This window comes from Crateriforma spongiae, assembly GCF_012290005.1.
In the GTDB taxonomy this organism is placed as follows: domain Bacteria; phylum Planctomycetota; class Planctomycetia; order Pirellulales; family Pirellulaceae; genus Crateriforma; species Crateriforma spongiae.
Genome location: NZ_JAAXMS010000004.1, coordinates 528,447 through 542,697, shown reverse-complemented (window position 1 = coordinate 542,697; position 14,251 = coordinate 528,447). Strand labels below are relative to the sequence as shown.

Genomic DNA, 14,251 nt, shown 5'->3' with positions numbered 1-14,251 from the left:
CGAAGCGAACACCGGGCCGGCCGAGGATCATGATCGCTTCACCAACGGGCATCGGCGGCCAGCGGGTCGTCAGTGTCAAAAAGCAGCGTCCCATCGGCGGTGATCCAAGCGTCGCCTTGGATGGTCGGAATCACCTGGCCATGATCGGCCGCTTCGTAACTGGCTTCGAACCAAGTCCCCGTCACACTTTGCTGACGCCATTTCTGGCCCGGCTTCAAATGCCCATCGGCCGCAAGGCAGGCGACTTTGGCACTGGTCCCGGTGCCACACGGCGAACGATCAAACTGGCCGCCCGGGCACAGCACGAAATTGCGTCCCGCTGATGTTCCCACCGACTGAAAAAGTTCGATGTGATCGATTTCGCGACCCTGGTCCCCGGAAATGCCCTGACGCTGAAGCGCGGCTTTGATTTGTTGACAATGGATCGTCAACGCGTCGACGTTGGGCATCGTCAGTGGATGATCGTTGTGTTCGGTCAAGAAAAACCAATTGCCGCCCCACGCCACGTCACCGAGAATCGTTTGTCCGTCGTCCAGGGTCACCGCAACGTCATGAGCAAGACGATAGCTGGGCACGTTTTGCAATCGAACCGTGTGTAAGTCATCGGACAATTCGAACTGTACAGGTCCGACCGACGTTTGAATCGTATGGCGTCCCGAATCGATACGCCCCAGATAGGCCAGGGTCACCGCGACACCGATCGTCCCGTGGCCACACATGTGCAGCGGCCCGACGTTGTTGAAAAAGACCACGCCGATGTCTTGAGTGTCGGGCAAATCATCGATCAACAAGGCACCGACCAAGATTTCGCTGCCGCGTGGTTCGGCCAAGACCAGATGTCGAAACGCATCCTGTTGCTGTACCAAGCGACGTCGGCGATCCGCCACGCATTGCGTCCCCAAATCGGGCAACCCGGCAACAATCGTGCGGGTCGGTTCGCCGGCGGTGTGCGAATCGATGAAGTGAACTCTGCGCAGCATCCAAACGATTCCTCGTGCTGGGATCGCCATCGAATCGATGTCCGATTCGTTGGTCGCCGACATGTTGCCCGCTGTCGGCAACGTCCGCAAGCGATCCAGAAAATTTCGTAACCGGTACGACCGGATCCTTTTCCGTTGATCGCCAATTCTTTCTTGATCCGAACAGAACCCCTGATCGTTGATTGGACGAAGAAGCTTGTGAATTGATTCCCCCGCCGTCGAGAGTCAGCCATTTTTGGACGCTCGGCGGCAGGCATCGATTTCGAAGAAGATTGATCCGCTGTCGGTGGGCGACCAACCAAGTCCCGCCTGAAGTCGCCTGATCCGGCCGACAGTGATGGGCAGGTCGTTTCGTGGTTTCCTGTACTGGTGCGTCGTGCACGGAAGCGAAATGGACCAGGCCGCATGGAGGCGGCATCGTCGGCGTTTGGTGCCGGCGGTGCCTGTCTTTTGAATCAGGGTCAGCATCGCCAAAGCAAAACCGTTCATTCCCGGTGATGCGGGCCTGTGATCTTCGTCGATCGATGTCGCAACGTCATGAGGACGATCTGATGATGACCAAAGTCATGCCCCGTTTATCGCGGAAGTGTCACGCCCGCCGCCGACCTTTGGCCCGCCGCCGTCTGGCTTGGCTGATGACCGCCGCATTCACTTTGGCTCCGTCGCTGGGCACATCCGTCGCCGCCCACGATGGCCCCGTCGATCGCTCTTGTGACGTTGCGAAGAATCCCGCCGCCCTTGCCGCCAAGTCAGACTTACGGCCCCTTCCCTTCAGCGGTAAGGGCGGCGTCATGATGTTCGTTCTGGACGAATCGTTTGAACAAACGTCCTGCAAACCGGAACAGTCGCGCAGGGAAGCCGATCCGACGGCACTGTCGATCCAAGATTCGTTGACCTTTGCTGCGTCGACGTTGTCGGCACGCTTCGGTGCCGGTTTGCAACAGATCATCGAACCGCTCAGCCTGACCGCCGCCGATTCACGCGACTTGATCCAGGACGTCCGTGATTTCATCGCCAAGCATGCACCACCGGTGACCGATGCTTCCATCGTCGCACAGGACGTTGCACCGGAGACCGCCGATCCTTTCGCCCCCAGCGATGCCGAAGCAAAACTGCGCAGCCAACTCGACGCGTTGGCACAGTATGAACCGCTGGACGTTGGCCAACCCGATGACGCCGCCCAATCGGCGTCTGAGCAATCGGTCGTCGCCGCCCCAATCGATGATGCCCCCTTTGCCGGTACCGGCCCGTTCATCGTCACACTGGAACAGGCTCCCGAAACGGAGTCAGTCGCGGTCGCAGAAGCGGATTCCCCGAAAGATGCTTCACCCGCCAGCGATTCACCGTCGGAATCGGTGGGGCCCGTTCCTTTTGTCGACGAGATCGACGGTTTAGCCATCTTTGAACCGGCCATCGCGGGCCCGGAACGCACGATTGCCGACCTGATCGCCCAACAGTGGCATCGCCCCGCCCCCATCAAGCAAGAGATCGCCGAAGAAGTCGCCGCTGCCAAAGAAGTCGCAGCCGCTCAGCCTGCCGAGGCGCCGGTGACCGAGTCGTACATGCCGTACGACGTAGCGGCCAAGGACCTTCCGATCTGGGGCTATCAGCCTCTGGTGGCGCGTCCCTTCTGTATTCGCCACCGTGCCGTTTTTGACGACTTCGTCACCGCCCCGGAACCGGAAACCACCGACGATTTCGTTGCTGCGATGCCGCCAACGGATACCGAAGTGATCGGCTCGGGTTTGGCGAAACCAGCCCCGGTGGCCCCCACACAACCAACGACGACACCACAGCAGTGGATCGCGCCGATCGAAGGTTTGGCCGCAGGCTTGGCCGCGGTGACAGGCGATGCTTGGAACGACTACCAGGACCAACAGCGTTCTATCGCCCATGACGTGGTCTTGCTGTCACAGTATGCACGTCAAAACTGGAACCTTCGCGAAATCAGTCGCGGCTTGGTCTCCGCGTCACAGGTGCGTGCCGACGCCAACATTCAACTGGCCGACGCACTTTCGGATCTTCCGCTTCAGCGTCCAGCCGTTGCACCGGAGTTCGATCCCCAACAGTGGAAAGCCGTCGCGGAATTGGCCATCGATTGGTTGAACCAACTGGACCAATGGGGCCAGCGTATCGCAACGGTCCCCGACACCGACGGCACCCTCAACCGCTAGTGTCACCCGCCCGGCATTGATGCGAGATTTGAACCGCTGCGTCTATTGAGTCACCGGCACACGGTTGAGCTTGATGTCAGGCGGCCCGATAATCCCGTTGCCCGCAGCGAGGTCACGGGATGATAGATACGGTCGCCGGATTTCAGTGTCCCGAGGCCTGACGGCCGGCGGCTCAGGCAGAAAGACAGCGACGTCGCGTTTCGAAGTCGCGGACCGTGACCGAAAAGCGGTGTGAATCTTACAGCTTCGGGATCGGGCGGGTGGGGGCCTTTTGTAGCATCCGCGCTTGATCGTCACGGGGTGGGCGCGGGTTGGGGTTGTTGTTGCCCGGACGATTCGGTCGCGGTGGATCGGGGGCGGTGAACTGTTCGGTCCATTGCCAACCGATCGGCGTGGACAGTTCTTGGCTGGCCAGCAACGCCCAAGGCGTCTTGGGATGGTTGTCGACGACACTCTGCAGCAGCGTCTTGGCCGTTTCGGCTTCACGTTGCCAGCGGCTGCCCACGGTGATTTCATCGGCGGGCTTCAGGACCCATGTGTTGTTCTTTGCATCGCTGAACGCCATCCCACGTTTCGCCTTGGCCAACATTGCGTTGTAGGTTTCGGTGCGAACCTTTTGCGCCAACACACGTCCCATCGCCAAGTCGAAACCGGCTTGCCAACGCGGACTGGTTTCATCATCCCGATGCTCCATCCCCGGCATCAACGTTTGGGCCATCATCAACAACGTCGGTTCCAACTTGGCGGCGTCCTGTTGGGCCCGCGTCAGGTCGGCGACCAGCCCGGCGTCATTGCGTTTGACGAAACGCGTGCGTGGCGCGTCGATCCCCTGGGCCGGTTTCATCCGCGCCGCTTGCACCAACGCTTGACGCAAAGGACTTTGACGGACGAATTCCAGATAGTCTTTGGGGCTGAGATAATCCGGCCGGTAACGTGACATCACGTCGGGATCAAAAAAGTACCGCAGGTCGGACGCATACGGATCGACTTCGCCGCGATACACCGCGCGATTCATGTTGCGGTTCGGGTGAACGGTGAAATAGATCCCACCGGTTTCATAGCAAAGCCGGGTCAACGCATAGGGACCAAACCCACTGTCGACGGTCGGTTCTTGTTGGAAGTCGCCGGTGAAGCCGACTTGCACTCGCTCGGGCAACAGCGTCTCCGGTCCCTGATCGACTTCGGCCCAACGAGCGGATTGATCGAACCGCGGATCGGGGTCGACGTATTTCACGTACGTGTGTTCGCGGCCAAAGGGTGCCGGGACTCCGATCACGTGCACGGGGATGGCGTAGCGACGACAGGTGCCGATCGCCCGCTCCAAACGCTCCGCGTCGTCGCCACGTTCGTCGGTGACCACGATGAAGATGACGTTGCGGGCCGGGCCGTCGCCGGTGTTTCGTCGAAAGCGTTTGAATTCGTTGGCGGCTTCTTCCACCGCCGTGAAGACGCGTTCGACGCCGGAGGAATCGACATTGATGGAGTTAATGATTTGTTTGATCGCCCCCAGATCGTCGCTGGGTTTCTCGTTGTACAGCTGGACGGTTTGTCCGAAGCCGACAATGGACGTCAACAGCGGGACGTCGACCCCCTTGCGTTCTTTGAACCGTTCGTCGTTTTCTTGGACGATCCCTAGTTCTTCATAGATGCGATCAAAGCGTCCGATGATTTGCTGGCGTTGTCGGTGCAGCGAACCACTTTGGTCGAACAGCCAAGCGACCAGAGTCGGACGTTCTTCCATCGACTTTAGGATTTCAAACGTGATGCGATCGATCGCCCCGGCGGCTCCTTGCGTGCCTTCGCCGACTTTGCCCTTTTGGTTGGTCAGCCGTTGCATGGGCGCGACGGGCTGAGAGAACACTTCGCTGGCGATCACTTGGCCGAAGTCCACCGGCGGCGTGTCGACCGGCGAAGGGATCTCCGCGATTTCGGCGAACTCGATGGCGGTTGCCGTTGCGGCTTCGGACACGCTTAGCGAATCGGCGCCAATGCTTTCTTCCGGGTCGTCGCTGTACTGCAGCGTGTCGATCAAATTGACCGGATCCGGAACATTCTCACTCTTGGCCGCCATCAGCGCGACCTGTTCTTCGACCGGTTGGTGCAGCCGGACAAGCGCCAGGGTCAGTACGACGATCAGGTGCGCGACGATGCTGGTGACCAAGACGGCCGCCCAATCGCTGGCCCACCACGGCGGGTCATCCCAGTCATCCAATTCGTCCCAGTCGGGATCGGTGCCGTCCGCCGCGTCGCCCATCGAATCGTGGGGCGTCTGCGCATCGGCCGCCTGGGCGTCATCGTCCAGACGATCCGGCGGGATCGCCGTGACGGCGGCCGGAGTGCCTGTCGGCGTCGGTATTTCGGGGGGCAGCGTCGTCGACATTCAATCAGTCTGACCCGATCCGCGGGCGGATGCAATCAGAATGGAGGAGCAGGAAGAGGGCATTTTTGGAACGATCGAGCATCTACATTGTACTCATTGTCGCAGGCCACACCGTCATCGGCGGCATGACGGATGCACACCAACGGCAAAGCCCGAGTATCGCGTCAACGTTCGCCCCCGTGCGATGATTCGTTGCAACCGATACATTCGTTCGTTCCGTTTCCAGCCACGCGACAACGGATGGCGTGGCATGCCCAAATTACAAGAACCCGTAGCGAGCCCCGTTAGTGAGCGGTCGTCTGATTGCGATTGGTGATATACACGGTTGCACCGTTGCCTTGGAAAATCTGCTGCGACACGTCCAACCCGATCCGGACGATCTGGTCGTCGCCTTGGGCGATTATGTCGATCGTGGTCCCGATTCGCGTGGTGTGATCGATCGACTAATCCAATTGGGCGGTCAGACTCAGTTGGTCTGCCTGATGGGCAACCACGAAGAGATGATGCTGGAGGTGGTTCGCGGGGAAGCCCCGCACCACGAATGGCTGAAGCACGGCGGGATTGAAACGCTGGACAGCTATGGTTTTGACGGCGATCTGGATTTTCTGCCGCCTGAGCATCAGAGCTTTCTGGATAACCTGGGCGACTTCTTCGAAACCGATGCGTTTTTCTTTACGCACGCCGCGTACGATGCGGGGCTGCCGCTGGAACAACAACCGGTCGATCTGCTGCGTTGGCACAGCCTGATGCGGGGCGTCCCGCCGCAGCATTACAGTGGCAAGACGGCGATCGTCGGCCACACGGCCAACCGCGACGGTGAAGTCGTCGATCTGGGGCACCTGATCTGTCTGGACACGTATGCCTATGGCGGACAATGGCTGACCGCGATGGACCTGAACGAGCGATCATTCTGGCAGGCCAACCAGCAGGGCCAAGTTCGCGTGTCAGAGTAGGGGCAGCGTGTCACAGTAGGGGCAGCGTGTCACAGTAGGATCAAGCAGTTCGCTTGGTGGCCAAGGCGACTCAGAGTTTTCCTCACCGCGGGATGTTCGAGTCAAAGCGAGGGGAGGGCGCGCCACCCAAAGCACCCGCCCCGGAATCTCGTTCCTCGATCCCGACCGTCCCGCAAGCGGGAGGATGAAGTGCTGAAACCATCAGCATTTCGTTGCCAAAGTCTCCTTCCGCTCTGGGCAAGTCGCGTTCGACCCGTGATCGAGTTCCGTCACCGCACTCGCCGTGTCTTGCCTGGCTTCTCATTCAGTCGTCGGCAAAACCGTCACAACCGGTAAACCTTGCCAGATTTATTTCATCGTCACGACCGTCATGGTCGAAGTTGAAGGTACGACGACAGCTCGTAGCGGCGCCACCGGTTTTGCGCCGCGATCCGTGTGGCTGTGGTCGTGTTCGTCCATCAACTTCTCGCCTGCCGAGATCAACGCGATGACCACCTGGCCGATTGCAAACGCCGCCGAATTCAACGACGCCCGCACCGTTCCGCCCGCCGACCGATCCGCCGTCGCGACCCGTTGGGTCCGCCGAGGCGTGATGGCTTTGGCGACGGTGGCCGTATTTCATGCGACCGCCGCGAACGCGCAGGGCATTCGAATGAAGAAGCCCGATCGCGGGACCTATCAGCCGCCGGTGTCCGACGCCGTCGCGGCCGATGACGACCGTTACCGCGAAGTCGACGACGCACGATATCACCGATCCAAAGCCGGATTGGTGGACGCCAGCATCGATCCCGGGATGACGGTGGCACCGGAACCACAACTACGTCCGGTATCCCATGCCCAATCAGTCGCGCCCGATCCGCCGTCGCCGATCCCAATGGTCAGCGAATCGGTTCCATCATCGATCACATCGCCGACGGTATCGGCCGATGCAATCGCCGGTGAGGTCTTCTACGACGGGCAGTACTACGGCGAACCCGCTTGCGGGATCGAATCCACCGCCTGTGATGCGTTGACGTGTGACAGCGGAATCGCCGGATGTGATTCGCTGACCTGTGACGGGTGTTCGGCGTGCCGACCGACCGGATACATCGTACGCGCCCCGCATCGTTGGTTCGGATCGATTGATTTGCTGTCCATGTGGCGAAAGGGCGATCGGTTGCCGCCGTTGGTGACGACCGGATCGACGGGCAACTTGGACGATGCCGACACCACCGTGTTGGCGGGCGACCGAACCGTGTTCGAAGGCGCCACGATGGGCGGCCGTTTGATGATCGGGACTTGGTTGGATGAAGCCCAGTGTCGAAGCCTGCGATTCCGTGCTTGGGCGGTCGGCGAAGACACGTACAACTTCAGCGCCGACGAATCCGATTTTGACGTGCTGACGCGACCGTTCTTCAATGTCAGCGACGGTGACACACCGGGCAACGAGACTTTGCAGATCGCCTTTCCCGATGTCGCGTTTGGATCGGTCAGCGTGAACGGTTCCAGCAACGTGGCCGGCGCGGACATCGCCGTCTATCAACCTTGGATGCGCGGCTTTGCCGGTCGAGTCGACGTGTTGTACGGATACCAGTACATGCGTTTCGACGAATCGCTGCGGATCCATTCATCCAGCACTTCGATCGATCCCAACGTGACGTTGCCGCCGATCGGATCGATCATCGATGTCACTGACACATTCGACGCGGAGAACGAATTCCATGGCGGCCAAATCGGCTTGGCCACCAGTCACACGTCCGGGTGCTGGTCATTCCGCAGCCTGTTCAAATTCGGCTTTGGATCGCTGCAACGTGGCGCCCGCCGCAGCGGAACCACGGTCACCAGCGTCGACGGCAACCAGTCGATCATCAACGAAGGCTTGCTGGTCCGCAGCACCAATTCGTCACCGCTGGACGACAACACGTTCGGATGGATTCCGGAAATGGATCTGTCGCTGGGCTGGCACCGCTTTCCCCGATTCGACGTCAAATTCGGCTATCACTTGATCGCCATGACCGATGCCCTGCAGGTGTCGGGAATGATCGACCCGGACCTGGCCGTCAACAGTGCGATCCCGCCGACGGGCCAGCAGAGTCCAGCGTTGGCAATCCGCACGGACACGATCTATGTGCACGGCATCCACCTGGGGTTGCACTATTCCTACTAGGCACTGCTTATCAATTGGTAACCCGAAGCGTCAGCGAGGGGCCGAAGTTATTCATTCATCAAGAATCCCTCGCTGACGCGTCGGGTTACCGTTTTCATTGGCCTTCGTGTTGAATTGATAAACAGTGCCTAGCACGTAGCCAAGTCTCTCCGAGACTTGTATCCAAAGCTCACGACCTCGGCGAGGCCGGGCGACGTGGTGCACACGCGAAAGTCGCGCAGTCCTATCGGGATCGCGAAACGCTCATGCGGACGTACCGGCCCCCCATAAAAACGCGGCCAATTCTCAGCATCAAATTCAGGTTGATTTGGCCGCCGTTTGAGGGATCGCGGGAAGTATCGACCAAGCGCTACAATGAACTGTTTAATCACCTGGATCCCCCAGGTCGCCCGTCATTCCCAAAGGTTCACAGCGTCTTGCCCGTCCAATCCGAACGCTTCTCCACCGCGCCGATCAGCCGTCTGGTCGGGTTTGATGTCCAGCCGCCGGCCGACCCGGATTCCGGCACGCCGCTGGGTCATGCGGTCGTGCGAATCCAGTGTGGTCCCCAGCACCATAACCCGATGGGACGGGTGCACGGTGGCTTGGTGTCGGCGTTGGCCGATGCGGCGATGGGCATCGCTTTCGGCCGCACGCTTTTGGAAAGCGAAGACTTTTCGACGATCGAGATGAAGATCAACTTCATCCGGCCGGTCAAAGACGGCTTGCTGACCGCGACCGCAACGGTGGTCGAACGAGGCCTGCGGATCGGTTTTGTTCAGTGCGACATCACCGGCCCCAAGGGCAAGCTGGTGGCCACCGCGACCAGCACCTGCACGGTGCTGTCCCAGTCCTGATCACGAGTTTCGCCGCTTCGAGACTCGTCGCACACCAGCGACGGCGGTCAAGGCCGGCAACCTGGAGTGTCTGGGAAACCGGGACCCGAGGATTTTCCAGCGCGAATTGATCCAAATTCGCCTTTCGGATCGGGGAAACATCCTGCTAGTTTCCCGCTGTGGCGGCGGATCGGATCTCCGTGGCCAATCCGCAGGCACGTGCCGCGGATCCACCGGACTTTGCAGTCAACACAACGGGCGTCAAGGATGATGCGACACGCAACGGTCATGGCGATGGCCTTTCTGACCTGGCACGGCATGACAGCCGGCTTTACCGCACCGGCCCAGACGGCGAATCAGCCGCAGGAACGGATCGCTTCGGCATCGCGATCGGGCGGACAGCAGGCCCCCGACCAAAACGAAGCTCTGGCACCGTTCCAGTTGTCCGCGGCCGAACAAGCACGCTTGGACCAAATCCTGGCGGCTTGGGAAAAGCAAAGCGGCAGCACCAAGACCCTGGAATGCACGTTCCATCGTTACCACTATGACACCGCATCGGCACCGGCCGGAATCTATGCGTCGGCATCGCTGGGTCAAATCAAATATGCCGAACCGGACAAGGGTCTGTTCCGCGTCGACCAGAAGGTGTTTTACAAAGGCATGGAAGGCGGCAAGCCACAACATGCCGCCATCGACGGCCAGTTCGGCGAACACTGGGTGTGTAACGGCAAAGAGCTGTTGGAATTCGACCGCAGCAACAAAGAATGCCGCATCCAAGCATTGCCGCCGCAATTGCAGGGTGCCGGGATCATCGACAGCCCGCTACCGTTCGTTTTCAACTTGAAAGCCAACGACATCAAGCAGCGTTATTGGGTCCGCCAAGTGATGGCTCCCAAGCCTGACTTGATCATGATCGAAGCTTGGCCGAAACGTCAGCAAGACGCGGCCCAATACAAGCTGGTTCAAATCGTGTTGCAACAAGACACGTTCTTGCCGGCCGGTTTGGTGATGTACGCCCCCAACTATGACGCTCGTACCGCACCGCACCGCGACATCTATGAGTTCAGCAAAGCGACTCGCAACGGCAGCATGAACCGGTTGAGCAACTTCATGAACAACTTCATCCCGGAAAAGCCGCCGTCGGATTGGAAGATCCACCGCGACACGTTCGCGCCGGGCAACTGACGCACGCGTGAAAATCACGACGGCAAGTCTTCTGGGAACTTCATCCCTGTGACTTGAGTTCGGCACCTGTGATGCCGAGAACCAGACGTTGTGAATGTTGGCTATACTGGACGCCGCATGAAGCCGCATCGGTCCACTGGATCGATGCGGTTGTTTCGTGTCCCACCGGCCGTGTCGCCTCACGGCACGCCAAGCGTTCCGCCCGCCAACTTTCCATCGACGGTTTCATCGTGCCCAAGATCCCTTCGCTCTCGGTCTTCGCGGGGCTCGCACTGTGCGTCCTGCAGCTTCAAAGCATCGCCACCGCCGACGACCAAACGCCCAAGAAACCCAACGTCTTGATGATCGCCATCGACGATCTGAACGATTGGGTCCAGCCGCTGGGCGGACACCCGCAAGTCAAAACGCCGGCGATGCAACGCTTGGCCAGCCGCGGGGTCACGTTCACCAACGCCCACTGCCAGGCACCGCTGTGTAACCCCAGCCGCACGTCGATCATGACCGGTCGTCGACCGACGTCCACTGGTGTTTACGGATTGGCGCCGTGGATCCGCAACGTCGATGAACTGTCGGACTTGGTCACAATGCCCCAGCACTTTTCCGCCAACGGGTACAAGACGCTACTGGGCGGAAAGATCCATCACGGCGGACACGGACGCGGCAAAGGTTCCGATGCCGAAGCCGACGTGTGGGGACCGCCGGCACGTGTCGGCGCCAAACCGGAAAAGAAACTGATTCCACCGACACCGGGCGGTGATCACCCGCTGATGGACTGGGGGACGTTCCCGCACCGCGACGAAGACAAAGGCGACTGGGTGGTCGCATCCTGGGCCGTGGATCAACTGGATCAGCTTTCCAAAACGCGTGACCAACCGTTCTTTTTGGCCGCCGGATTCTTCCTGCCGCACGTGCCCTGTTATGTCAGCCAAAAGTGGTACGACATGTACCCGTTTGAATCGCTGACCATGCCGCCGATGCCCCCAGGCGATCGCGACGACACCCCAATGTCATCGTGGTACATCCACTGGGAACTTCCCGAACCGCGGACCAGTTGGCTGCGTGAAAACAATCAACTGAAAAACCTGACACGGTCCTACCTAGCATCGGTCAGTTTCGTTGACAGCCAAGTCGGCCGCATCTTGGACCAGTTGGACGCCAGCGGACTTTCCGATTCGACCATCGTGGTGTTATGGAGCGACCACGGATACCACATGGGTGAAAAGGCCGTTTCGGGCAAGAACACCTTGTGGCAACGCAGCACGCGAGTGCCGTTGATCATCTCCGTTCCCGACGGATTGACCGATCATCAGATCGCCGCCAACGTCAAATGCGAATCACCGGCTGAGTTATTGGATTTGTATCCAACGTTATGTGAATTGACCGGTTTGTCGGTCCCCGAGGGTCAAGAAGGTTTAAGCCTGGTTCCGCAACTGGAAGACCCCGCCGACGTTCGCGAGCGCCCGGCGATTTGCACGCACAATGCCGGCAATCATTCGGTGTGCGATACGCGTTGGCGTTACATCGTTTACGCCGACGGCGGCGAAGAATTGTACGACCGGGCGGCCGACCCTTTGGAACACCGAAACCTGCTGGCCGGCGATAGCGATCGATCGCAATACGATTCCGTAGTGAAGCGTTTGTCGGCGTATCTGCCGGAAACGGAAAAACCGTTGGCCCCGGGCAGCGCGCACCGCATCCTGGAAAAACGCGATGACGGGTTCTATTGGCAGGACAAAAAAATCGTCATGGAAGACTGGGTGCAATAGACCCAACCGGAAATCGCGTTCTCAGAAATCGATCGAATCGGCGATCGGCATCAGAAAGATTTTGCCATCGCCGATCTGACCTTCCGTCCCCGTTTTGGCGACCTTGCCCAGAGTTTCCAAGACGGATTCGATGTCTTGATCGCTGACGACCATTTCCAGAATGATTTTCCTCAGCAGGTCGACCTTGTATTCGTTGCCACGAAAACTGGGACGTTGACCACGCTGGCGGCCATAGCCGGTCGCATCGCTGATCGTCAAATTCTGGACGCCCAATTCGGCCAGCGCATCACGCACGGTCGACAGCTTAGTCGGTTGGATCACGGCGCGGATCAAATGCATGACGTCGGCTCCTGTGCGGACGAAGTTTCCAGCGACCGATTGATCGCATCGACCATGGCTTGTGTGTCGATCGCTTGGGCGTGCAAGGATGCCAAGTCGTCTTCGCCGATCAGCGTTTCGATCATGCGAATCTCTTGATGCCCCTCAAAATCCAACTGGTCGACTTTGCCCGACGCGTCGTGGATCCAACACCGTGCGGGCTTGTCCGGCCAAGGTCGTGAAAAGTCGTCACAGATCAGGGACGCGTCGCTGCCGGCGATTTCAAACCACTTGCGCGTCGCGGTATCGTAGCCGCAGGAAATGGTGGCCGACCGATCATCATCGAATCGCAGGACCGCGGTACAGCGGATCGGCACGTCGCCACGATAAACGGCCGTCGCCATGACATCGCGACAAGGTTTGCCAAATGCGAAACGTGCGACGCCACAGGCATACCAACCCAAATCCAAGACGCATCCGCCACCGAGTTCCCGTTGCAGACGGTGTTCACCGGATTGGAAAGGCTCGAAAAAGGAAATCGCCACGCTGACATGACGCACCGTTCCCAAACGGCCGTCGCGGATCAGATCCGCAAACGCGGCGGTGCGGGGGTGATGCAGCCAACCGGTCGCGTCCAGCCAACGGACACCGTGTTGCCGGCAGGCATCATCGATCTGTGCGACTTCGGCGGAGTTCATCCCCAGCGGTTTTTCGCACAGGATCGATTTACCGGCTTCGGCGGCCGCCACGCACCATTGGCGATGCATCGACGGCGGCAGGGACAGATACACCGCGTCAACGTCATCACGGGACAACAGGTTTTCGTAACCCTGCACCGCGTCGGCGATCGCGTACTGTGACGCGCACCACTGGGCACGCTCCATCGTGCGGCTGGCCACCGCGGTGACTTCGCAACCCGATGTCGACTGGATGTCGGCGACCAAGCGGCGGGTGATGCGGCCGGTGCCGATCAACCCGAATCGGGTCGTTGAAGCAGATTCCTTGGTCATGATTCCTGTGCCGCTTTGAAACGCTGTCCGTTTTCCACGTAATGCTGCATGTTGCTGGTGATCCGATCGCGATCGTCTTCGGTGACGTCACGGATCACTTTCGCCGGCACACCGACGGCCAAACGGCCGGCGGGGATTTCCGCGCCCTCGGTCACCAAAGCTCCGGCGGCCACGATCGCACCAGCGCCGACCTTGGCACCACTTAAAACAATCGCGCCGATGCCGATCAACGCATCGTCTTCGACCGTCGCGCCGTGGACGACCGCACTGTGGCCGATCGTGACGCGACGCCCGATTTGACAAGGCAACCCGCGGTCGGTGTGCAGGACCGATAGATCTTGCACGTTGGAATCTTCGCCGACGACGATCGGTTCCAGGTCGCCACGCAGCACCGCGCCGAACCAGACGCTGACGTTTTTGCCCAAGCGGACGTCGCCGACCACCGTCGCGGTGTCGGCGATAAAAGCGGACGGGTCGACCAAGTCGGCGTTGTATCGGGTGGGATCGGGCATGGATATCCAGGT

Annotated in this window: 11 protein-coding genes; 6 read left to right on the top strand and 5 right to left on the bottom strand. The window is 59.8% G+C overall.

The window, feature by feature from the left end:
* Positions 1-38 precede the first annotated feature (38 nt).
* Positions 39-1,043, bottom strand: a complete 1,005-nt coding sequence (locus HFP54_RS13450) for a proline racemase family protein (protein ID WP_235951739.1) — start codon at positions 1,041-1,043, stop codon at positions 39-41.
* A gap of 461 nt (positions 1,044-1,504) precedes the next feature.
* On the opposite strand from HFP54_RS13450, the gene HFP54_RS13445 reads away from it, so the two are divergent.
* A complete protein-coding gene (locus HFP54_RS13445; protein ID WP_168565508.1) occupies positions 1,505-3,154 on the top strand; it encodes a hypothetical protein in 1,650 nt (549 codons plus the stop codon).
* A gap of 238 nt (positions 3,155-3,392) precedes the next feature.
* Here HFP54_RS13445 and HFP54_RS13440 read toward each other — a convergent pair whose 3' ends face one another.
* Positions 3,393-5,534 carry a vWA domain-containing protein gene (locus tag HFP54_RS13440; RefSeq protein WP_168565507.1) on the bottom strand — a complete coding sequence of 714 codons (2,142 nt, stop codon included), beginning with the start codon at positions 5,532-5,534 and terminating at the stop codon, positions 3,393-3,395.
* Positions 5,535-5,821: 287 nt separating this feature from the next.
* Here HFP54_RS13440 and HFP54_RS13435 point away from each other — a divergent pair, with 287 nt between their 5' ends.
* The 5 genes from HFP54_RS13435 (at position 5,822) to HFP54_RS13415 (ending at position 12,399) form a co-directional block, all read left to right on the top strand.
* Positions 5,822-6,487: a metallophosphoesterase family protein gene (locus HFP54_RS13435; protein WP_146413683.1), complete on the top strand. Its 666-nt coding sequence runs from the start codon at positions 5,822-5,824 to the stop codon at positions 6,485-6,487.
* Positions 6,488-6,974: 487 nt separating this feature from the next.
* Positions 6,975-8,633, top strand: a complete 1,659-nt coding sequence (locus tag HFP54_RS13430) for a BBP7 family outer membrane beta-barrel protein (RefSeq protein ID WP_168565506.1) — start codon at positions 6,975-6,977, stop codon at positions 8,631-8,633.
* Between the two features lie 416 nt (positions 8,634-9,049).
* Entirely contained in the window at positions 9,050-9,469 is a 420-nt protein-coding gene (locus HFP54_RS13425) for a PaaI family thioesterase (RefSeq protein WP_197137284.1), read from the top strand.
* A 246-nt stretch (positions 9,470-9,715) separates the two neighbouring features.
* Complete coding sequence (locus HFP54_RS13420; protein WP_168565504.1) at positions 9,716-10,633, top strand: TIGR03009 domain-containing protein; 918 nt, start codon at positions 9,716-9,718, stop codon at positions 10,631-10,633.
* Between the two features lie 230 nt (positions 10,634-10,863).
* On the top strand, positions 10,864-12,399 hold the full coding sequence (locus HFP54_RS13415; RefSeq protein ID WP_315853890.1) for a sulfatase: 1,536 nt from the start codon (positions 10,864-10,866) through the stop codon (positions 12,397-12,399).
* Positions 12,400-12,420: 21 nt separating this feature from the next.
* On the opposite strand, the gene HFP54_RS13410 is transcribed toward HFP54_RS13415, so the two are convergent.
* Genes HFP54_RS13410 through HFP54_RS13400 form a run of 3 tightly spaced genes read right to left on the bottom strand, consistent with a single transcriptional unit; the run spans position 12,421 to position 14,239 of the window.
* Positions 12,421-12,738, bottom strand: a complete 318-nt coding sequence (locus tag HFP54_RS13410) for a P-II family nitrogen regulator (RefSeq protein WP_145297850.1) — start codon at positions 12,736-12,738, stop codon at positions 12,421-12,423.
* Positions 12,729-13,727 carry a Gfo/Idh/MocA family protein gene (locus HFP54_RS13405; protein ID WP_168565503.1) on the bottom strand — a complete coding sequence of 333 codons (999 nt, stop codon included), beginning with the start codon at positions 13,725-13,727 and terminating at the stop codon, positions 12,729-12,731. The genes HFP54_RS13410 and HFP54_RS13405 overlap by 10 nt, the downstream gene beginning before the upstream one ends.
* Positions 13,724-14,239, bottom strand: coding sequence for a gamma carbonic anhydrase family protein (locus HFP54_RS13400; protein ID WP_146413688.1), 516 nt, complete (start codon positions 14,237-14,239; stop codon positions 13,724-13,726). The genes HFP54_RS13405 and HFP54_RS13400 overlap by 4 nt, the downstream gene beginning before the upstream one ends.
* Positions 14,240-14,251 lie beyond the last annotated feature (12 nt).

Coding starts and splice junctions, on each gene's coding strand:
- HFP54_RS13430 (WP_168565506.1), top strand. CDS start 6,975: ATGACCACCTGGCCGATTGCAAACGCCGCCGAATTCAACGACGCCCGC.
- HFP54_RS13400 (WP_146413688.1), bottom strand. CDS start 14,239: ATGCCCGATCCCACCCGATACAACGCCGACTTGGTCGACCCGTCCGCT.
- HFP54_RS13445 (WP_168565508.1), top strand. CDS start 1,505: ATGTCGCAACGTCATGAGGACGATCTGATGATGACCAAAGTCATGCCC.
- HFP54_RS13420 (WP_168565504.1), top strand. CDS start 9,716: ATGATGCGACACGCAACGGTCATGGCGATGGCCTTTCTGACCTGGCAC.
- HFP54_RS13450 (WP_235951739.1), bottom strand. CDS start 1,043: ATGTCGGCGACCAACGAATCGGACATCGATTCGATGGCGATCCCAGCA.
- HFP54_RS13410 (WP_145297850.1), bottom strand. CDS start 12,738: ATGCATTTGATCCGCGCCGTGATCCAACCGACTAAGCTGTCGACCGTG.
- HFP54_RS13440 (WP_168565507.1), bottom strand. CDS start 5,534: ATGTCGACGACGCTGCCCCCCGAAATACCGACGCCGACAGGCACTCCG.
- HFP54_RS13405 (WP_168565503.1), bottom strand. CDS start 13,727: ATGACCAAGGAATCTGCTTCAACGACCCGATTCGGGTTGATCGGCACC.